The 19,763-nt window shown below is 60.5% G+C and carries 17 protein-coding genes and 1 tRNA gene; 11 read left to right on the forward strand and 7 right to left on the reverse strand.

Going from position 1 to position 19,763, the window contains the following annotated elements; all coding sequences use genetic code 11:
- The first annotated feature begins 32 nt into the window (after window positions 1–32).
- The 3 genes from rplQ to CLU84_RS00680 all read left to right on the forward strand — a co-directional run bounded on the left by rplQ (window position 33) and on the right by CLU84_RS00680 (window position 1,978).
- Window positions 33–416, forward strand: a complete 384-nt coding sequence (gene rplQ / locus CLU84_RS00670) for a 50S ribosomal protein L17 (protein ID WP_099735465.1) — start codon at window positions 33–35, stop codon at window positions 414–416.
- 41 nt (window positions 417–457) lie between these two features.
- Window positions 458–534: transfer RNA gene (locus CLU84_RS00675), tRNA-Met, on the forward strand.
- Between the two features lie 190 nt (window positions 535–724).
- A complete protein-coding gene (locus CLU84_RS00680; protein WP_099735466.1) occupies window positions 725–1,978 on the forward strand; it encodes an Hsp70 family protein in 1,254 nt (417 codons plus the stop codon).
- A 57-nt stretch (window positions 1,979–2,035) separates the two neighbouring features.
- Here CLU84_RS00680 and rsmI read toward each other — a convergent pair whose 3' ends face one another.
- Window positions 2,036–2,968: a 16S rRNA (cytidine(1402)-2'-O)-methyltransferase gene (rsmI, locus tag CLU84_RS00685; protein ID WP_099735467.1), complete on the reverse strand. Its 933-nt coding sequence runs from the start codon at window positions 2,966–2,968 to the stop codon at window positions 2,036–2,038.
- Between rsmI and CLU84_RS00690 the strand changes: the two genes are divergently transcribed.
- The 3 genes from CLU84_RS00690 (at window position 2,968) to CLU84_RS00700 (ending at window position 4,729) form a co-directional block, all read left to right on the forward strand.
- Entirely contained in the window at window positions 2,968–3,384 is a 417-nt protein-coding gene (locus tag CLU84_RS00690) for a YraN family protein (RefSeq protein ID WP_099735468.1), read from the forward strand. The genes rsmI and CLU84_RS00690 overlap by 1 nt on opposite strands.
- A gap of 86 nt (window positions 3,385–3,470) precedes the next feature.
- A complete protein-coding gene (locus CLU84_RS00695; RefSeq protein ID WP_099735469.1) occupies window positions 3,471–4,079 on the forward strand; it encodes an SIS domain-containing protein in 609 nt (202 codons plus the stop codon).
- Window positions 4,076–4,729 carry a BON domain-containing protein gene (locus CLU84_RS00700; protein ID WP_099735470.1) on the forward strand — a complete coding sequence of 218 codons (654 nt, stop codon included), beginning with the start codon at window positions 4,076–4,078 and terminating at the stop codon, window positions 4,727–4,729. The genes CLU84_RS00695 and CLU84_RS00700 overlap by 4 nt, the downstream gene beginning before the upstream one ends.
- Before the next feature lie 63 nt (window positions 4,730–4,792).
- Here CLU84_RS00700 and CLU84_RS00705 read toward each other — a convergent pair whose 3' ends face one another.
- The 3 genes from CLU84_RS00705 to CLU84_RS00715 form a co-directional block, all read right to left on the reverse strand.
- On the reverse strand, window positions 4,793–5,701 hold the full coding sequence (locus CLU84_RS00705; protein ID WP_099737788.1) for an NAD(P)-dependent oxidoreductase: 909 nt from the start codon (window positions 5,699–5,701) through the stop codon (window positions 4,793–4,795).
- Window positions 5,702–5,829: 128 nt separating this feature from the next.
- On the reverse strand, window positions 5,830–6,966 hold the full coding sequence (locus CLU84_RS00710; RefSeq protein WP_099735471.1) for a PilT/PilU family type 4a pilus ATPase: 1,137 nt from the start codon (window positions 6,964–6,966) through the stop codon (window positions 5,830–5,832).
- Window positions 6,967–7,109: 143 nt separating this feature from the next.
- Window positions 7,110–8,153, reverse strand: a complete 1,044-nt coding sequence (locus CLU84_RS00715) for a type IV pilus twitching motility protein PilT (protein WP_099735472.1) — start codon at window positions 8,151–8,153, stop codon at window positions 7,110–7,112.
- A gap of 37 nt (window positions 8,154–8,190) precedes the next feature.
- Between CLU84_RS00715 and CLU84_RS00720 the strand changes: the two genes are divergently transcribed.
- Window positions 8,191–8,922 carry a YggS family pyridoxal phosphate-dependent enzyme gene (locus CLU84_RS00720; RefSeq protein WP_099735473.1) on the forward strand — a complete coding sequence of 244 codons (732 nt, stop codon included), beginning with the start codon at window positions 8,191–8,193 and terminating at the stop codon, window positions 8,920–8,922.
- Window positions 8,923–9,037: 115 nt separating this feature from the next.
- Here the strand turns inward: CLU84_RS00720 and CLU84_RS00725 are convergent, their stop codons facing one another.
- Window positions 9,038–10,285 (reverse strand): branched-chain amino acid ABC transporter substrate-binding protein, encoded by a 1,248-nt coding sequence (locus CLU84_RS00725; protein ID WP_099735474.1) that lies wholly within the window; start codon window positions 10,283–10,285, stop codon window positions 9,038–9,040.
- A gap of 43 nt (window positions 10,286–10,328) precedes the next feature.
- Window positions 10,329–11,117 (reverse strand): TetR/AcrR family transcriptional regulator, encoded by a 789-nt coding sequence (locus CLU84_RS00730; RefSeq protein WP_099735475.1) that lies wholly within the window; start codon window positions 11,115–11,117, stop codon window positions 10,329–10,331.
- Between the two features lie 164 nt (window positions 11,118–11,281).
- Here CLU84_RS00730 and CLU84_RS00735 point away from each other — a divergent pair, with 164 nt between their 5' ends.
- The 4 genes from CLU84_RS00735 to CLU84_RS00750 all read left to right on the forward strand — a co-directional run bounded on the left by CLU84_RS00735 (window position 11,282) and on the right by CLU84_RS00750 (window position 18,108).
- Window positions 11,282–12,880 (forward strand): AMP-binding protein, encoded by a 1,599-nt coding sequence (locus tag CLU84_RS00735; protein ID WP_099735476.1) that lies wholly within the window; start codon window positions 11,282–11,284, stop codon window positions 12,878–12,880.
- Between the two features lie 67 nt (window positions 12,881–12,947).
- A complete protein-coding gene (locus CLU84_RS00740) occupies window positions 12,948–16,247 on the forward strand; it encodes a carboxyl transferase domain-containing protein (protein WP_099735477.1) in 3,300 nt (1,099 codons plus the stop codon).
- Window positions 16,248–16,470: 223 nt separating this feature from the next.
- On the forward strand, window positions 16,471–17,619 hold the full coding sequence (locus CLU84_RS00745; RefSeq protein ID WP_099735478.1) for an aminotransferase class V-fold PLP-dependent enzyme: 1,149 nt from the start codon (window positions 16,471–16,473) through the stop codon (window positions 17,617–17,619).
- A 78-nt stretch (window positions 17,620–17,697) separates the two neighbouring features.
- A complete protein-coding gene (locus CLU84_RS00750; protein ID WP_099735479.1) occupies window positions 17,698–18,108 on the forward strand; it encodes an FKBP-type peptidyl-prolyl cis-trans isomerase in 411 nt (136 codons plus the stop codon).
- A 15-nt stretch (window positions 18,109–18,123) separates the two neighbouring features.
- Here the strand turns inward: CLU84_RS00750 and norR are convergent, their stop codons facing one another.
- Window positions 18,124–19,707, reverse strand: a complete 1,584-nt coding sequence (gene norR / locus CLU84_RS00755; RefSeq protein WP_099735480.1) for a nitric oxide reductase transcriptional regulator NorR — start codon at window positions 19,705–19,707, stop codon at window positions 18,124–18,126.
- Window positions 19,708–19,763: the final 56 nt, after the last annotated feature.

The raw sequence follows: 19,763 nt of genomic DNA on the forward strand, positions 1-19,763 counted from the left end.
CCGGATAAAAACGGAGCAAAAGGAAAAGCACCATGCGTCACGGCAACGGACTCCGCAAACTGAACCGCACTTCTGCTCACCGCAAGGCGATGCTGCAGAACATGATGAACTCGCTGATCGAGCACGAAGCCATCAAGACCACGGTCCCCAAGGCCAAGGAACTGCGTCGCGTGATCGAGCCCATGATCACTCTGGCCAAGGTTGATACCGTGGCTAACCGTCGTCTGGCTTTTGACCGTCTGCGCGACCGCGACAGCGTGACCAAGCTGTTCAACGTGCTGGGTCCCCGCAACGCAACGCGTCCCGGTGGCTACACACGTATCTTGAAGATGGGCTTCCGCGTGGGCGACAACGCTCCTATGGCCTATGTTGAGCTGGTTGAGCGCGCTGAAGAAGCCGTCGCAGCTGCTGAATAAGCAAATGGCAGGCTGAAAAGTCTGCTATAATTTGGAAATACCGCGCGATGGAGCAGTCTGGTAGCTCGTTGGGCTCATAACCCAAAGGTCGGAGGTTCAAATCCTTCTCGCGCAACCAAATTAAAAACGCCCGCTGACATCAGCGGGCGTTTTTGTTTTTGGCTTTTCATTTTTAGTTGCCACTGCTTTCTGAATAAAGCACTGGTGAAAATGTGAGCAACCAGCGCTTGATGTTGATGACTTTGAAGATCAAAGTGATTCAAGGTTAAGTAATAGCAAACGGTTGCTGCTTCAATTTTTGTACTCTCATGGCAAATGCATTGACTGTTCCCGGCACGCTGGGTATCGACTTTGGCACCTCGAACTCGGCTGCGGCTTACCGTGTGATGGGCGAGACAGCCCGCCTGCTCCCTCTGGAATCGGCTGCGACCGGCATGCCAACGGCTTTGTTCTTCAACACCGAAGAGCGTAGCACGCACTTTGGCCGCGATGCCATGCAGCAATATCTGGCTGGCGAAGAAGGCCGTTTGATGCGTTCGCTCAAAAGCCTGCTGGGCAGCAGCCTGCTGCTGGAGAAGACGGCAGTACATGAGCAGCTGATGAGCTATCAGGATGTGATTGCCATCTTCCTCAAGCGTGTGGCCGATCAGGCGCGCGTGGCCCTGAATGGCGCACTGCCTGAGCGTGTGGTGCTGGGTCGCCCAGTGCATTTTGTCGACGCCCATCCAGAGCGTGACCGTCAGGCGCAAGATGCATTGGCTGCGGCTGCGCGTACAGCAGGCCTGGGGGAAGTGAGTTTTCAGTTGGAGCCGATTGCCGCAGCGCTGGACTATGAGCAGCGCCTGAGCGAAGAACAACTGGTGCTGGTGGTCGATATTGGCGGCGGCACCTCGGACTTCACCGTGGTGCGCCTTGGCCCGCAGCAGGCCAAGCATGAGGATCGCAATCAGGACATTCTGGCCACCACGGGTGTGCACATTGGCGGTACCGACTTTGACCACCGCCTGAATGTGGCACAGGTCATGCCGCTGCTGGGCTACAAGCACATTGGACCCAGCGGGCGTGAAGTACCAAGTGGTGTGTTTTTTGACCTCTCGACCTGGCACCTGATTCAGTGGCTGTACACGGCCAAGTCGCTGGCTTCGGCACGTAACCTCAAGACCGATTACAGCGATTTGCAACTGCACCGGCGCCTGATGAAGGTGCTGGATTGGCGCGAGGGCCATCGTCTGGCCGATGCCGTGGAGCAGGCCAAGATTGGCGCTTCACAAAGCCATGCTGCAGCTGAGATTGCGCTGGGCTGGCTGGAAGATGACTTGCCTGCAGAAATCTCGCCCGAGGTGTTGCAGGAGCAGTTGCAGGCCTTGCTGAAGCAGGTGGTGGAGTGCGCGCAGGATTGCGTGCGTCAAGCAGGTGTGGCCGCGCCCGATGCCATCTATCTGACGGGAGGGTCTTCGGCCCTGCGCACTTTGCGCGATGCGCTGCGCGAAGCATTTCCCGATGTTCCGCAGGTTGAAGGTGATTTGTTTGGCGGCGTCGCCACAGGGTTGGCCTACGCCTGATATTAAAAAGTGAGCTGATAGCGTTTGATACACAAGCGCTATCGGCATTTTTGATGCTTATTCTTCTTCGGCGGCGCGCTTGAGTTCCAGTGCGCGGTCATACAGCGTGTTGCGGCTGGCTCCGGTGATTTCGGTGGCCAGCTTGACGGCAGCCTTGGTGGGCAGCTCGGCCAGCAGTAGCTTGAGCACACGCTCGGCTTCAGAATCCAGGCCCTCGCCCTGCAATACGGCAACAGGGTGCAGCACGATGGCGAATTCACCTTTTACGCGCTGAGGCGACGCCTGCAGCCAGCTGACCAGCTCGCGGGCTGGCATGGTGGCAATGTCTTCAAACTGCTTGGTGATCTCGCGCGCCAGTGTGACCGGGCGATCGCCCAGCAGCGCCAGAGCCTGTGCCATGTCGATGATGCGGTGTGGAGCCTCCAGCAGCACCGTGCAGCGCGGCTCGTCAGCCAGCTTTTGCACAGCAGACAGACGCTCTGCATTCTTGGTGGGCAGAAAACCGGCAAACAGAAAACCGCTTTCGCCTTGCCCGGGCGTCACCGCGCCAGCCACGCTGATGGCAGACGTCACGCTGCTGGCACCAGGCAATGGAATGCTGCGCAGGCCGACAATCTGCAACGCTGCGCAAAGGCGTGCGCCGGGGTCGCTGACGCCGGGTGTGCCTGCATCACTGACATAAGCCACGCGCTGGCCCTGCTGCAGGCGGCTGATGACCTGCTGTGCGGCCTCTGCCTCATTGTGCTGGTGCACGGCCAGCAACTGGCTTCCGGGGCGATCGATGCCATAGCTGCGCAGCATGCCTTGTGTGTGGCGGGTGTCTTCACAGGCAATGCAGTCCACCATTTGAAGCACATGCAGAGCGCGTAGGCTGATGTCGGCCAGATTGCCGATGGGGGTCGCCACCACATACAGGGCTCCCTGCGGATAATGCTGGGAAGCGGCCGCTTCATGTGCGGCAGTCAGTGCAGAGGCGAAAGAGGTAGTCAATGGATTTCCTTGGAAAGCGGCCGCAAAGGCCTGCCGTCAAACCTGTGAATAGCACCACCGCACGTGGCCAGTTGGCCGAAGATGCGGCGCTGGCCTATTTGCAGGCGCAGGGCTTGAAGCTCGTTGAGCGCAATTATCGGACGCCGGGCCGTGGCGGCGGTGAAATCGATCTGATCGTGCGTGACCGTGACGGGTCTTTGGTGTTTGTAGAGGTCAGAAGCCGTAATACCGACCGCTTTGGTGGCGCTGGTGCCAGCATTGGTCATGCCAAGCAGCAGCGCATTGTGCTGGCCGCCCGGCATTACCTGATGAGGCTGGCGGCACCGCCGCCGTGCCGTTTTGATGTGGTGCTGGTAGACAGTTCAGGCAGCCCTGCAGCGATTGAATGGCTTAAGGCGGCCTTCGATGCGATGTAGTTCGTCACAATTTGCGCGCAACACTGGTGCGTAAATAACGGTTTGCTAGCAAAGAGATAACAGCTGGCAGGTATCATCGGGCCTCCATGCTAGAGCAACGAATCCAACAGCATTTCATCGACAGTGCCGACCTGAAGTACCAGGCCGCCCAAGCGCTGAGCCAACCTATCGCTTTTGCCGTACAAGCCATGCTGGCCTGCGTGACCGGCGGCGGCAAGGTTCTGGCTTGCGGCGCAGGCGTTTCGGCCAGCGATGCCCAATTATTTGCCTCCCTGTGTGTCACAGGGTTTGAACGCGACCGCCCCGAGCTGGCTGCGCTGGCTTTGACGTCAGACGGTGGCCTGCTGGGCTCCGTGGGCACGACAGGCTCGGGCGGTAATGCCACCCAGTATCTGGCGCGCCAGGTGCGTGCGCTGGGCCAGCCTGGCGACCTGCTGCTGGTTATGTCCGTGACGGGTAACGACGTGGCAGTGCAGGACGCGCTGGAGGCCGCTCATGAGCGCGACATGATGGCCGTGGTGCTGACAGGTCGCACAGGCGGCAATCTGGCAACGGTGGTGCGCGAGACCGATGTACTGATCTGCGTGCCCCATGACCGCGGTGCCCGCGTGCGTGAAGCCCATACTTTGATATTGCACTGTCTGGCTGACGGTGTGGACTCTCAATTGCTTGGTGACCAGGAGATGCCTTTATGAAGTTGCAGTGGACCCGTGTGGCATGTGCCGCCTTGACCGTAGCCGCACTGGGCGGCGCTTTGAGTGGCTGCGTTGCCTTGGTGGGCGGCGGTGCTGCCGTGGCAGGCATGTCGGCGGTTGACCGCCGCACAACAGGCACGCAGGTGGAAGATCAGGGTATCGAGCTGCGTGCAGGCAACCGGGTGAGTGAGGTGATGGGTGACAAGGCCCGTGTCAGCGTCACCAGTTACAACCGCATGGTGCTGCTGACGGGGCAGGCTGGCAACGCGACGGACAAGGCCGCGATGGAAAAATTGGTGCGCGAGCAAGCCACCGTGCGTCAGGTCTATAACGAGATTGAAGTCGTTCCGTTCACGGCCACGCTGGGCCAGCGCTCCAAGGACACCATGATTACCGGCCAGGTCAAGGCCAGTCTGGTCAATGCCAAGGACATTACCTCATCAGCCATCAAGGTCGTGACCGAGAACAATGTGGTCTACCTCATGGGTATCGTCACCCCACGTGAATCCAAGCGTGCCGCTGAGATTGCCCGTGGTGTCAATGACGTCACCAAGGTAGTGCGACTCTTTGAAGTTATCTCTGAAGACGAGCTGGCATCCATGACGCCCAATGCGGCTCCCGTGACCGAGGACAAGGCCAGCGTCAATTGATGCGCTTTGGCCTTCAATCAAAAAGCCGGATCTGAGTCCGGCTTTTTTCATGGAGAGAATGGCTTATCGCAGACGCTGAATCAGGCTCGATGTATCCCAGCGGCTGCCGCCCATGGCCTGTACATCGGCATAAAACTGATCCACCAGCGCTGTGACGGGCAGGCGGGCGCCGTTGCGCTGAGCTTCTTGCAGTACCAGGCCCAGATCCTTGCGCATCCAGTCCACGGCAAAGCCAAAGTCAAACTTGCCCACGGCCATGGTCTTGCCGCGGTTGTCCAGCTGCCAGCTCTGAGCGGCCCCCTTGCCGATGACATCCAGCACCTTCTCCACGTCGAGATCGGCGCGCAGGCCGAAGGCAATGGCTTCAGACAGGGCCTGCACTAGGCCGGCCACGCAGATCTGATTGACCATCTTGGTCAGCTGGCCGCTGCCGCATTCACCCATATAGGTAAAGGCGCGCGAGAATGCATCGGCCATGGGTATGACCTGATCAAACACCATCTGATCGCCGCCGCACATGACGGTGAGCTGGCCGTTGACGGCTCCAGCCTGACCGCCCGAGACCGGTGCATCGATGAAGTGAAGGCCGTGCTTTTGCGCTTCGGCATACAACTCGCGTGCAACCTGGGCTGAGGCAGTGGTGTGGTCTACAAAGATGGCACCGGGCTCCATGCCCGCAAAAGCGCCATCGTCGCCCAGCACAATGGCGCGCAGGTCATCGTCATTGCCTACGCAGCAAAACACCATGCGTGCGCCCTTGACGGCTTCGCGTGGCGTTGAGGCCTGATGGCCGCTGGGGAATTCCTCGGCCCAGGCCTGGGCCTTGGAAGCTGTGCGGTTGTAGGCTGTGACTTGATGACCCGCCATGGCCAGATGCCCTGCCATGGGGTAGCCCATGGTGCCCAGGCCCAGAAATGCAACCTTGGTGGAGGGCGATGGCTTGTAGCTGCGGGAAGTGATGGAGGCGGTCATGAGAAGTCCTTGAATACTTGGCTGCTGAGAAAACCAGTTGCCCATCGTACTGTGCGCAGGCTTGAAGTCGGGCTTGGACCGCAAGGGTCGCCCTGCGGCTGTCCTGATGCGCGTAGCGCCTCAGGGAGTTACACAATCGTCAAGTGCTCGGTACCTGCCGCCAGATCCAGCGTGCGGGCGCGCTGGCTGTTGAGTTTGATCTGCAGGCGCAAATCGTTGACCGAGTCAGCATTGCGCAGCGCATCTTCGTAGGTGACGAGATTGGCCTCAAACAGGTCAAACAGCGCCTGGTCAAAGGTCTGCATGCCGATGTTGCGGCTTTTCTTCATGATTTCTTTGATCTCTGCGACCTCGCCCTTGAAGATCAGGTCGGCAATCAGCGGCGAGTTGAGCATCACTTCAATCGCGGCTACCCGGCCTTTGCTGTCCTGCTTGGGGAGCAGGCGCTGGGAGACCAGTGCGCGAAGGTTCAGCGACAAATCCATCAGCAGCTGCGGGCGGCGCTCTTCAGGGAAGAAGTTGACGATACGGTCCAGTGCCTGGTTGGCGCTGTTGGCGTGCAGCGTGGCAAGGCACAAGTGACCGGTTTCGGCAAAGGCCACGGCATGCTCCATGGTCTCACGGTCACGAATTTCGCCCATCAGAATCACGTCGGGGGCCTGGCGCAGCGTGTTCTTCAGCGCAGCTTCCCAGCTCTCGGTATCCAGTCCCACTTCGCGCTGGGTGACTACGCAGTTCTTGTGCGGGTGCACAAATTCCACGGGATCTTCGATCGTGATGATGTGGCCAAAGGAGTTCTCATTGCGCCAGTCCACCATGGCAGCCAGCGTGGTGGATTTACCAGAGCCCGTCGCGCCAACCATGATGCACAGGCCGCGCTTGGTCATGGTCACTTCCTTGAGCACCTGCGGCACGCCCAGTCCATCAATCGTTGGCAGGGTGGTGGGAATGGTACGCAGCACCATGCCAATCTTGCCCTGCTGCACAAAGGCGTTGACACGAAAGCGCCCTACGCCAGCTGGCGAGATAGCGAAGTTGCACTCCTTGGTGTGCTCGAAGTCCGCCACCTGCTTGTCACTCATGATGGAGCGAGCCAGAGCCAAAGTGTGCAACTGCGTCAGTGGCTGGGGCGAGACTTTGGTGACCTTGCCATCAATCTTGATGGCGGGCGGAAACTCTGCCGTGATGAACAGGTCACTGCCGTTGCGGCTGACCATGAGCTTGAGCAGATCGTTGATGAATTTACTGGCCTGATCGCGTTCCATGATCACTCCTTGTGCAGTGGCCAACAGCAAGGGCCACTCTAAAAACTGGCGCGGCCCGGACGAGAAACACCGAGCAAGGGCCGCCCCGCCGCGAAGGTGTTGTCCCCCTCAGGGGGACGCGGCAACGCCGCTCAGGGGGAGCCTTATCCAGGAAAATTCTCTGGAATCTTCGCCTTGCTGCGTGCCTCGGCTGGGCTGATCAGGTTACGGCGCACCAGGTCGGTCAGGTTCTGGTCCAGCGTCTGCATGCCCACGTTCTGGCTGGTCTGGATGGTGGAGTACATCTGCGCCACCTTGGCTTCGCGGATCAAGTTACGGATCGCGGGCGTGCCCAGCATGATCTCGTGCGCGGCCACGCGGCCCTGGCCGTCCTTGGTCTTGCACAGTGTCTGCGAGATCACGGCCTGCAGTGATTCGGACAGCATGGCGCGAACCATTTCTTTTTCTTCGGCAGGGAAGACGTCGATGATACGGTCGATGGTCTTGGCGGCAGACGAGGTGTGCAGCGTGCCAAACACCAGGTGACCGGTTTCGGCTGCCGTCATGGCCAGACGAATGGTTTCCAGGTCACGCATTTCACCGACCAGAATTGCATCCGGATCTTCACGCAGCGCAGATTTGAGCGCTGCCGCGAAGGACAGCGTCATCGGGCCGACTTCACGCTGGTTGATCAGGCACTTCTTGGACTCGTGGACAAATTCGATGGGGTCTTCCACCGTCAGAATGTGGCCGTACTCGGTTTCATTCAGAAAGTTGACCATGGCCGCCAGCGTGGTGGACTTGCCCGAACCCGTAGGGCCGGTCACCAGAACCAGGCCACGTGGCTTCAAGGCCAGGTCGCCAAAAATCTTGGGGGCGTTCAGTTGCTCCAGCGTCAGAATCTTGCTGGGAATGGTACGAAAGACGGCTGCGGAGCCTCGGTTCTGGTTGAAGGCGTTCACACGAAAGCGTGCCAGCCCTTCAATTTCGAAGGAGAAGTCCACCTCCAGAAACTCTTCGTACTGCTTGCGCTGCGCATCGCTCATGATGTCGTAGACCATGGCATGCACGGTCTTGTGATCCAGCGGGTCGATGTTGATGCGGCGCACATCGCCGTGCACGCGAATCATGGGCGGCAAGCCCGCCGACAAATGCAAGTCCGAAGCTTTGTTCTTGACACTGAATGCCAGCAATTGCGTGATATCCACGGAGATCCCTCTCTTGTTTGATACTCTGGCGCCAATTATGACGACGATTGAAAACAATCTGGGGCAGATTCATGCCCGTATGGCTGCAGCTTGCGCTCAGGCAAACCGACCCGTGACATCGGTGCAGTTGCTGGCCGTTTCCAAAACTTTTGGCGCAGATGCCGTACGCGAGGCAGTGCTGGCCGGTCAGCGCAGCTTTGGTGAGAACTATATACAGGAGGCGGTCGAAAAGATTGCTGCTGTGCGCGCCATGCAACTGCCTGGCGCTGAAGCCTTGCAATGGCACTGCATCGGCCCCATGCAAAGCAATAAGACGCGGTTGGTGGCCGAGAACTTTGACTGGGCCCAGACCGTGGACCGGCTCAAGATTGCCGAACGCCTGTCGGCCCAGCGCCCCCAGGGCATGGCACCGCTCAATATCTGCATTCAGGTCAATGTGGATGGCGGGCCGACCAAGTCGGGCGTGATGGCTGAGGATGCGCTGGCGCTGGCTGAAGCCATTGTGAAACTGCCCAATCTGGTGCTGCGCGGCATCATGAGCATTCCTGATGACACTCCTGATTTTGAAGCGCAATGCGCTGTCCATCAAAGGGCTAGCGCCATTTTTGATGTCATCAAGGTCAGTGGCTTGCCGGGGCTGGAGCGCTTTGACACGCTGTCCATGGGCATGACGGGTGATCTGGAAGCGGCGGTGGCAGCGGGCAGCACGATGGTGCGAGTGGGTAGCGGGATATTTGGAAGTCGTACCTACGGTACGCCCACCCCCTGAGCCGCGTAGCGGCTTCCCCCTCTCTCGCTTCGCGGGAGGGGACAACGCCCTTGCAGCGGGGCTGCCCTTGCTCGGCGTTTCTCGCATGGGACACGGCGGTTTCAAGCTCTTGCGCTCAAGGCCGTTTCATCTGGCATTCGGTCGGTAGATCAAGCTGCTGGGCGGAATAGACAGCATCGGTTCTGAAGCCGTGGTTCGTACCTTCCCAGCCGGTTTTGACCAGCTTGCCATCCACTGGGGCGATGGTGTTGACGACCTGGGGCAGCAGCAGCTGATGGTCTTTGCCGCGCATCTTGACGGGGCCGAAGACGGTGTCCATCTGCATGTCTTCCATCGCCTTTGCGATTTTGACGGGCTCGGTGGACTGGGCTTTGGCCATGGCAGCGGCCAGCATGCGGGGAACGAGGTCCATGCGCGGGGCCAGAAAGTCCTGGTTCATCTTGGCCTTGTATTCCTTGGCTCGGGCGGCGGCCTGGGCGCGATCCGCCATGCCGGGGTGCCATTCGGCGACCCAGGTCACCTGGCCGATTTTGGCCTGAGAGATGGAGGTTACGGTGCCCGGAAAGCCACCCGCGCTATGGTTGAAATAGCGCAGGTTGTAGCCGGAGTCGCCTGCAGATTTGAGCAGCAGCGTCATGTCCTGCCCCCAGTTGCCGGTGATGACGGAGTCGGTTCCGACCTCCTTCATCTTGGCCACATAGGGCGCGAAATCCTTGATGCGGCCCATGGGGTGCAGGGTTTCGCCCACAAACTGAATATCGGGTCTTGCCTTGCCCACCATGCTGCGGCCAAAGCTGGCCCATTGCTTGCCGTGGGCATAGTCCTGGTTGAGCAGAAAAACCTTCTTGATTTCCGGCTGGGTCTTGATGTAGTTGGCAATCGCTTGCATGCGCATGGCCGTATTGGCGTCAAACATGAAATGCCAGAAGCTGCAGGCCTTGCCCGTCAGCTCCGGGTCAATTGATGAGTGGTTGAGGATCAGTACCTCCTTGCCCGGATTGCGCTGGTTGTAGCGCGATGCGGCCTGAACCAGTGCAGTGACTACGGACGAGCCGGAACCACCCGTCACCACCACGCGTGCGCCCTGATCAATGGCGGCTTGCAGCGCACTTTGGCTTTCCTGAGCGGAGAGCTTGCTGTCGAACTGCAGCAGCTGAAATTTAGCGCCGTTGTAGAGCCTGCCCTTGGCGTTGACATCATCCACCGCATACAGCACATGGTTGCGCATCACTTCGCCCACGTTGGCAAACGGGCCAGAGAGCGGGTCGATAAAGGCAATTTTGAACGGCTCTGCCGTCTGGGCAGAAACGCCGCCAGCGCAAAGGCTGGCAGCCAGTGCAATGGCTGAAAAACGAACTGACATGGTGGTTGTCTCCAGAGGGTGGAATTACGCCGTAGCCGTTCTCTTATGCGGCGGTGCTGCTGGGGGATGAGGCGCTCTTGCGGCGCTTGGGCGGGGACTCTTCGGCGGCTGGCGCTGGCTTGCTTGTGCTGCGTTTACGGGAAGGGGGCGGGGCAAGTGCTGAGCTGCTGCGCAGTCCTAACACGCGCGATGCGAGATCGGTCAGTTCCACCACCATTTCGGCGGGGCCGAGTCTGCCGTTTGGCTGGTACCAGTTGTAGAGAAAGCCAGGCAGGCTGCAGGCGGCCTGCGCCGTGATGCGGGCATCGCGAAAATCAAAATTCCCGCTGGCGCGGCCTTCTTCAAGCAGGGTGCAAAACTGTTGGTAAAACTGCTGCGCCACATCGCGTGAAGCTTTGAGGTAGGCGGGGCTGAAGGCCTGTGGTTCGCGGTACGGAAAAAAGCCCGCCGGGTAATGCGCAATGGTGACCGCAATCAGGCGCTGCAGACCATCAATCGCTTTTTCATGCGCGGGGCGCGGGTCGTCTGCCGCAAAGTCCAGCACCGTAAAACAGGCCTCAGTCGGTGCCCAGCACAGGGTCTCAAAAATCTCCTGCTTGTTGCGAAAGTAGTAGTACACAAAAGGCTTGGTCACGCCCAGCGCCTGCACGATCTGCTCAATGGTGGTGCTGGCGTAGCCGTAGCGGTCAAACAGCGCTTCAGCGGCTTTCAGAATGCGCTCGCGCTTCTCGTCAGAACCGGCGGTTTGAAGCTTCTGGCGACCTCTCGGAGCCACAGGCGTGGCGACAGCTGGGGCAAGCGATTTCTTTGTTTTTCTGGGGGCGGTAGCCATGCGGGTTTCCGTGTGTCACGTTCGTTATACCGATGGGTAGTATTGTTCTACCGGCAGGTATACATTGGCAAGACATCGGGGCGGGAATCGGCCTAAGGCTATCCCTGAGATGACGCAAAAAGCGCACCACGCCTCGGTTTTCACGAGACACCCAGGAGACAACCATGGCTGAATCCGAGACCCTCATTCCCTTGCATGAGGCCCTGCGCCGCAATGCGCGCAAGCACCCCGAACGCGTTGCCTATATCTGGTATGGCCAGCACATCAGCTGGCGGCAAGTGGACGAGGCCAGCGATGCCGTGGCTGCGCACCTGCAGCAGCTGGGCGTGCAAAAAGGTGAGCCGGTGGCGCTGTTCATGAACAACTGCCCGCAGTACATCGTCGCGCACTACGCGGTGCAGAAAATCGGGGCCATCGTCTGCCCTTGCGGGCCGCTGAACAAAGAGCATGAGCTGGAATACCAGCTCAACGATTTGCGTGCGCGCATCATCATCGCCGCTGATGGCTTGTTGCCTGTGGTCGACAAGGTGCGCAGCACCACGGCGATTGAGCATGTGCTGGCCGTGCGTTATGGCGACTGGCTGCCTGCGCAAACCACGCTGGCCCTGCCGCCGGAGTTGCAAGTGCCAGCGCAGGAGCTGCCCGGCCATGTGGAGTCGTTCTGGGCGGTCATGCACAGCGGCGCAAAGCCCCTGCCTGTCGCCGTCAGCATGGATGACGTGGCGTTGATGACCTATACCTCGGGCACTACCGGCCTGCCCAAGGGCGCAATGCTGAGCTTTGGCGCAGCGGCGTACAAGACCGCTGGCGCATCGACGGTGACGGGTGTGAGCGATCAGGATGTGCTGCTGGCCGTGGCGCCGCTCTATCACATTGCCGGCATGTCCATGGGCGTCAACATGCCCGTGCACTCGGGTGCGCCCTGCGTGCTGCTGCACCGCTTTGATCCGCTGGCCGTGGCGCAGGCGCTTGAGCGTTACCGCGTGACCTGGTGGTACAGCATTGCACCCATGAATGTGGCGCTGATGCAGGTGCCCGGCGTTGAACAGATGGATTTCAGTGCGCTGCGCCGCAACACCGTCACCAGCTTTGGCATTAGCTATACACAGGCGCTGGCCGAGCAATGGAAGCGCTTTACGCCCAATGCCATCTCCAGCGAAGCGGCCTACGGCCTGTCCGAAACGCACACCATGGACACCTTCATGCCCGGCGATGCCATTCGCTGGGGCACGCACGGCAAGCCTGCACCGGGCAATGAAATTCGCGTCATCGACCCCGAAACCAGCGCGCAACTGCCACCCGGCGAGGTGGGTGAAATCATCATTCGCGGCCCGGGCAACTTCAAGGGTTACTGGAACAAGCCCGAAGCCACGGCCAAGACGCTCAAAGACGGTTGGGTCTACACCGGCGACATGGGCAAGTTTGATGAAGACGGCTACCTCACCTTCATCGGCCGCTTCAAGGAAATGATCAAGGTCTCGGGCTACAGCGTCTTCCCCGAAGAGGTTGAAACCATTTTGATCAAGCACCCCGCGATTGCGCAGGCCGCCGTACTTGGCGTGGCCGATGCGCAAAAGGGCGAAGTGGTGCGCGCCTTCATCGTGCGCAAGCCCGGTCAGAGTCTGGAAGCCGATGCGCTGCTGGCCTGGGCCAAAGAAAACATGGCGACTTACAAGGCTCCGCGTGAGGTGCGTTTTATTGAGGCGCTACCCGCCACCGGCGCGGGAAAAGTGCTGCGCCGCTTGCTGCGCGATATTCCTTGATGTTTCGAGTGAAAAATGCCTCAAGCCCTTGATGGGCGTGCGCTAAAGCTATTAAAACGAGAGTTCTATGTTTGAAAAAGTCCTGATCGCCAACCGTGGCGAAATCGCCTTGCGCATCATCCGCGCCTTGCAGGAATTGGGCATTTCCAGCCTTGCGGTCTATGCGCAGGATGATGCGCAGGCTCCCCATGGGCAGGCCGCAGACGCCTCCGTCGCACTGGGCGCCAGCGGCCCATCGGCATATCTGGATGGCGCACATCTGCTGCAGATAGCGCAGGCACAGGGCTGCGATGCGCTGCACCCCGGCTACGGTTTTTTGAGCGAAAACGCAGACTTTGCGCTGGCTTGTGCTGCAGCCGGTGTGCGCTTTATTGGCCCCACGCCAGAGCAGCTGGCACTGCTGGGCGACAAGGCCAGAGCCCGCGTGCTGGCGCAGCAATGCGGCGTGCCTTTGATGCCCGGTAGTACCGAGGCGGTGACGCTTGCACAGGCTCAGCAGTTCTTTGCCCAGCAGCAGGCCGATGGGGCCAGCGGTATCATGATCAAGGCCATTGGCGGTGGCGGCGGGCGCGGTATGCGGGCGGTGAATCGGGCCGGTGAGGTGGCCGCTGCCTATGAGCGCTGCCGCAGCGAGGCAAAAGCGGCGTTTGGTGTGGACGGCGTGTATGTAGAGCGCCTGATGACAGGCGCACGCCATATCGAGATTCAGCTGCTGGGTGACGGCAGCGAATGGCCGATGGCACTGGGCGAGCGCGAATGCACGCTGCAGCGCCGCTTTCAAAAGCTGGTGGAGGTTGCGCCCAGCCCCAGCCTGCCGCAGCCGCTGCGCGAACGCATCACGCAAGATGCGCTGCGCATGGCAGCCCAGCTGCGCTACGAGAGTCTGGGCACCTTCGAATTTCTGGTCGATCTGCAGTCGCAGACCTTGCCTTATGTATTCATCGAGGCCAACCCGCGCCTGCAGGTGGAGCACACCATTACCGAAGAGGTCTTTGGTGTCGATCTGGTGCAGGCGCAGATTCGTATTGCCGCCGGTGATCACTTTGCGGACTTAGGCCTGAACGTGAATCAGCCACCGCAGCCACGCGGCTATGCCATGCAGTGGCGCATCAACGCCGAAACACTGGACGCGCAAGGCAACGCCCACCCCGGCAGCGGCCGCATTGCTGAGCTGCGCTGGCCGCAAGGGCCGGGCATTCGCATCGACAGCCATGCTCAGCAGGGTGCCAGCCCATCGCCGCATTACGACACTTTGCTGGCCAAGCTCATCGTGCACAACAATGCCCCGCGCTTTGAGGATGTGCTGCGCCGCTCGCGGCGTGCTCTGGCCGAGTGCTGCATTGTCGGTTTTGACACCAATCTGCCGCTGCTGCAGGCGCTAGCCGAACGGCCAGAAATGCAAAGCCAGGCCGTGCACACGCGCTGGCTGGAAGAAGTTTTGCCGCAGCTGGTAGATGCTTCTGAAAAGATAGCTGTTAACGCCATTCTTCAAAAAAATTCAGAGAACAAACCGGCTGAAACTCAATCAAATCAAGCGCAAAAAGCTCCTGAAAATGCAGTGCTGGCACCCATGCCAGCCAGAGTCGTGCAATGGGCTGTCGCCGCTGGTGATGTGGTGGCCAAGGGCGCAGAGCTAGGCATTCTGGAAGCCATGAAGATGCAGCATGTGCTGTTGGCACAGGCTGCGGGTGTGGTGCAGGAATTGCTGGCAGAGCCAGGCAGCTATGTGGTGCAGGGTCAGGCGTTGCTGGTGCTGGGCGATGCGCAGGGCGACGCCGCCCATTCCGAAGTGCAGCAGCAAGCGCTGGACCCTGATGACATTCGTGCCGACCTGCAGCGTGTCAAAGATCGCCATGCCTTCACGCTGGATGCCGCCCGGCCCGATGCCATGGCCAAGCGCCACGCGCAGGGCAGCCGCAGCGCCCGCGAGAATATTGCAGACCTGTGTGATGAAAGCAGTTTTATCGAATACGGCGCACTGGCCATTGCCGCGCAAACACGTCGCCGCAGCATTGACGATCTGGTCGCCAACACGCCCGCAGACGGCATGGTGACAGGCATTGGTTCCATCAATGGCCATCAGTTTGGCGAAGAAAAATCGCGAGCTGTCGTCATGTCGTATGACGCGACGGTGCTGGCCGGTACGCAGGGCGCGCGCAACCATGCCAAGACCGATCGCATGCTGGGTGTTGCCCTGCAGCAAAAATTGCCCGTGGTGCTGTTTGCCGAAGGTGGCGGTGGCCGCCCTGGCGATACCGATACGCCCGTGGTGGCGGGCCTGCATGTCCACACGTTTGCAGCCTATGCAGCGCTCTCGGGGCAGGTGCCGGTGATTGGCATTACGCATGGCCGCTGCTTTGCGGGTAACGCGGCGCTGCTGGGCTGCAGCGATGTGATTATTGCCACGCGTTCCAGCACCATTGGCATGGGCGGGCCAGCCATGATCGAGGGCGGTGGGCTGGGCGTTTTCAAGCCTGAAGAAGTCGGCCCCAGCAGCGTGCAGCATGCCAATGGCGTGATCGACATTCTGGTGGAAGATGAAGCGCAGGCCGTGGCCGCAGCGCGCCACTATCTGTCATTTTTTCAGGGCCGCAGCAGCGCGCAATGGTCAGCGCCTGATCAGCGCCATTTGCGCCATGTGGTGCCCGAAAATCGCTTGCGCATTTACGACACACGCGCCGCCATGGTCGGTCTGGTGGATGAGGGCAGTCTGCTCATGCTGCGCACCGGCTTTGGCCTGGGCATTCACACCGCGCTGGCGCGTATTGAAGGGCGGCCTGTGGCTTTAATGGCCAACAACCCCGGCCACTTGGGCGGCGCGATTGATGCCGATGCCGCAGACAAGGCCGCGCGCTTTATGCAACTGTGCAATGCGCATGGCCTTCCCATCATCAGCCTGGTCGATACGCCCGGCTTCATGGTGGGGCCTGAGATTGAAAAGACGGCCCAGGTGCGCCATGTCAGCCGCTTGTTCGTCACGGCGGCCAAGCTGCGCGTGCCCTACTTCAGTGTGGTGCTGCGCAAGGGCTATGGGCTGGGGGCTATGGGCATGACAGCGGGCAGCTTTCACGCGCCTATCTTCAACGTGGCCTGGCCGACGGGAGAGTTTGGAGCCATGGGGCTGGAAGGCGCGGTGCGGCTGGGTTTTCGCAAGGAGCTGGAAGCCTTGCCCGAGGGGGCACAGCGCGATGCACTGTTTCAGAAATTGCTGGCCCAGCAGTACGCACACGGCGAGGCCATGCATATGGCTGCCACGCTGGAGATTGATGCCGTCATCGACCCTGCGGACACCCGTCACTGGCTGGTGCGCGCTCTGGCCGGTGCACAGCTGCGTGAGAGCCAAGGGGCGTTTGTGGACACATGGTAAACGCTGAGACTTTCGCTGGCTCAGTGTTTGGGATTTGGTATGAAATCAGCTTCTAGTGCTTATGTATAAAGCGCCTATAGCTCCTGTTTTTGATATTTTCTCTATACAGGAAACCATATTCAGCCTCATGCTAAGCTGAAAGTCTTGCCGAAATTGCCTGACCGCCAAGGTGGCTGTGACGGGCACTTTGGACTGCTACCGCTCTTGCGACTGGAGATATTTCATGCCTGGACTTTTGCCCGATGTTGATCCCGATGGCCTGCTCGAATTTTCGGTGGTCTATACCGACAGAGCGCTCAACCACATGTCCAAAAAATTTGTGGGTGTGATGCAGGATGTGCTGGCCACGCTCAAAGAGGTCTATCACGCCAATACGGCCGTGCTGATCCCCGGCAGTGGCACCTTCGGCATGGAAGCCGTGGCGCGCCAGTTTGTCAACCGAGAGAAAGTGCTCATCGTGCGCAACGGCTGGTTCAGCTACCGCTGGACGCAGATTTTCGACGCCGATGCAGGCCTGGGTGGAGGCTCTATCGTCTGCAAGGCACGCAAGCAGGGCGAAGGCAGCCAGGATCCCTGGGCACCTTGCCCTGCCGCCGATGTGGCGGAAACCATTCGCGTCGAGCGCCCCAAGGTGGTGTTCGCTCCGCATGTGGAAACCGCCAGCGGCATCATGCTGCCCGATGACTATCTGCGCACCGTGGCGGATGCTGCGCACGAGGTGGGCGCGCTGTTTGTGCTGGACTGTGTGGCCTCGGGTGCCATGTGGGTGGACATGGAAAAGACCGGTGTGGACGTGCTGATCTCGGCACCGCAAAAAGGCTGGAGCAGCTCGCCCTGCTGCGCCATGGTGATGCTGTCCGTGCGTGCCCGCGAAGCGATTGAGCACACGCAAAGCTCCAGCTTCTCCTGTGATCTGAAGAAGTGGATGCTGATTGCCGAGGGCTATGAAAAAGGCCAGCACGCCTATCACACCACCATGCCCACCGATGCCTTGCTGCGCCTGCGCGATGTGATGCTGGAGACGCGTGAATACGGCTTTGCCAAGGTGCGTGAAGAGCAAATCGAGCTGGGCCGCAAGGTGCGCGCGCTGCTGGAATCACGCGGCTTCCCCAGCGTGGCGATGGAAGGCTACAAAGCCCCCGGCGTGGTGGTCAGCTACACCACCGACCCCGAAATTCAAAGCAGCCGCGCCTTTCTGAAGGTGGGCTTGCAGACGGCTTCTGGCGTGCCGCTGCAGTGCGATGAAGGGCCAGATTTCAAGAGCTTCCGCATCGGCTTGTTCGGGCTGGAAAAGTGGCATGACCCCGATCGCACGGTGGGTCATCTCTCAAAGGCGCTCGATGATATTGGCATCCCCGCCGCTCCGAATTAAGCGCCGCACTGCGGCAATGAATTCTGCAAAGCCCCGCTTCGTACTACAGTCGGGGCTTTGTTGTTACAGCCCATACCTATGAAAAAAGCAGCATCCGCTCTCTGTGTCTTGTTTGCCATGGTTGCTGGCGCAGCCGCTCAGGCTACGCCGGTCACCACCGCCAGCGGCCTGATTTATGACAGCAAGGTCGAGGGCAGCGGCCCTAGCCCCAAGGCAACGGACACCGTCAAGGTGCATTACCGTGGTTACTTTCCCGATACCGGCAAAGAGTTTGACAGCTCCTACGCGCGCCAGCAGCCGATTGAGTTTCCGCTCAGCGGCGTGATCCCCTGCTGGACGGAGGGCGTGCAGAAAATGAAGGTCGGTGGCAAGGCCAAGCTCACCTGCCCACCAGGGATTGCCTACGGTGCCCGAGGCGCAGGCCGCGCCGTGCCGCCCAATGCCACGCTGAACTTTGATGTGGAATTGCTGGGCATTCAGGGCCGCTGATCTGCGGCTTTGAATTCACGGTCTGGCGATGTCCAGCCGTTTGGCCAGCCGCTGCAGATTGGCGCGGTCGATTTGAAGCTCGCGCGCCGCTGCAGCCCAGCTGCCATGATGGCGCGCCAGACTGGCATTGACCAGCTCGCGCTCGTAGCTGGTGACTGCATCGCGCAGACCCATTTCTGGTGCGGGTAGCAATTGAGTGACTGGGGCCTGTGGCGCAGTTGTCGCCACCGTAGCTTCTGGTTGGTCCCAGAGGTCGACCACCCCCAGGGTCACGATACGCAGCCTGCTACTGGCGCGGCCAGCGCTGCCATCGTTGCGGCTTAATGCCTTGAGCACGGCGCGGCTGATCAGGTGCTCCAGCTCGCGCACATTGCCGGCCCAGCGGTGGTTCAGCAAAGCCGCTTGCGCAGTGGTCTCCAGCCGCAGGCCGCCCAGCTTGAGCCGCGAGCGGTTCTCTTCGAGAAAATAGCCGGCCAGCTGCAGCACATCGCTGTCGCGCTCGCGCAGCGGCGGCACATTGAGCGGGTAGACGTTGAGTCGGTGATAAAAGTCCGCGCGCATGCGCCCGGCGCTGACTTCCGACGCCAGATCGCGGTTGGTGGCCGCAATCACGCGCACATCCACATGGTGCTCCCGGTCCGAGCCCAGGCGCTGCAGCTGCCCGCTTTGCAACACACGCAGCAGCTTGGCCTGCACGGGCAGCGAAAGCTCACCCACTTCATCGAGAAACAGCGTGCCCTGATGCGCCTGCTCGAACTTGCCGCTGCGCTCGGTCAGTGCGCCGGTAAAGGCACCGCGCACATGGCCGAACAGCTCGCTTTCCACCAGGTTGTCGGGCAGGGCCGCACAGTTGATGCTGACCATGGGCTTGCCCGCGCGCCCTGACTGTGCGTGTACGGCCTGTGCCACCAGTTCTTTGCCGGTGCCGGTTTCCCCGGTGATGAGCACGCTGAGATCGCTGGCTGCGACCAGTGCTATGTCTTTTTGCAGCTGTCGCATGGCAGGGCTTGAGCCCTGCAAGCCGCGTTCAGGCGCTGCAGCGGTACTGGCAGTATTGCTGGCACCGCGTGCCAGCTGAGAGAGCTGGTGCACGCGCTCTGCCGTGGCCACGGTGGCCGCTGCCAGATTGCTGAAGGCCTGCAGCATGGCCAGCGCCGCCGGGTCGGCAAAGCGGCCGGGCTCCAGCGCATCCAGCGTCAGCAGGCCCCAGGGCGTGCCGCTCAGCTGCAGCACACAGCCCATGCAGTCGTGCACATGCAGCTCGGTAATCGTCTGGCCTTTGTGGGCGATCAGACCGTCGTAGGGGTCGGGCAGGGGGCTGTCTGGCTCAAAGCGCATGGCCTGACCGGCGGCCAGCAACTGGGCAAAGCGCGGGTGCTCGGCCAGACGAAAGCGGCGGCCCAGCGTATCGGGCATCAGGCCATCAATCGCCATGGGGTGCAGCCATTCGCCCTCAAGTTTGAGCAGGGCGACGGCATCGGCGGGCAGCAGATTGCGCAGCGCAGCCAGAAGGCGGCGCAGGCGTTCGCGTTCGCTCAGGTCCTGGGCCAGATCGGCAATCAGCGGGCTGACGGCATTGAGGATATGGGATGTTGTCATAACGACATCAATTGGTGTCAATAAGACTTTATTTGTTAGATGTCATATTGACTCAT

It is taken from the genome of Comamonas sp. 26 (assembly GCF_002754475.1).
Classification (GTDB): Bacteria; Pseudomonadota; Gammaproteobacteria; order Burkholderiales; family Burkholderiaceae_C; genus Comamonas.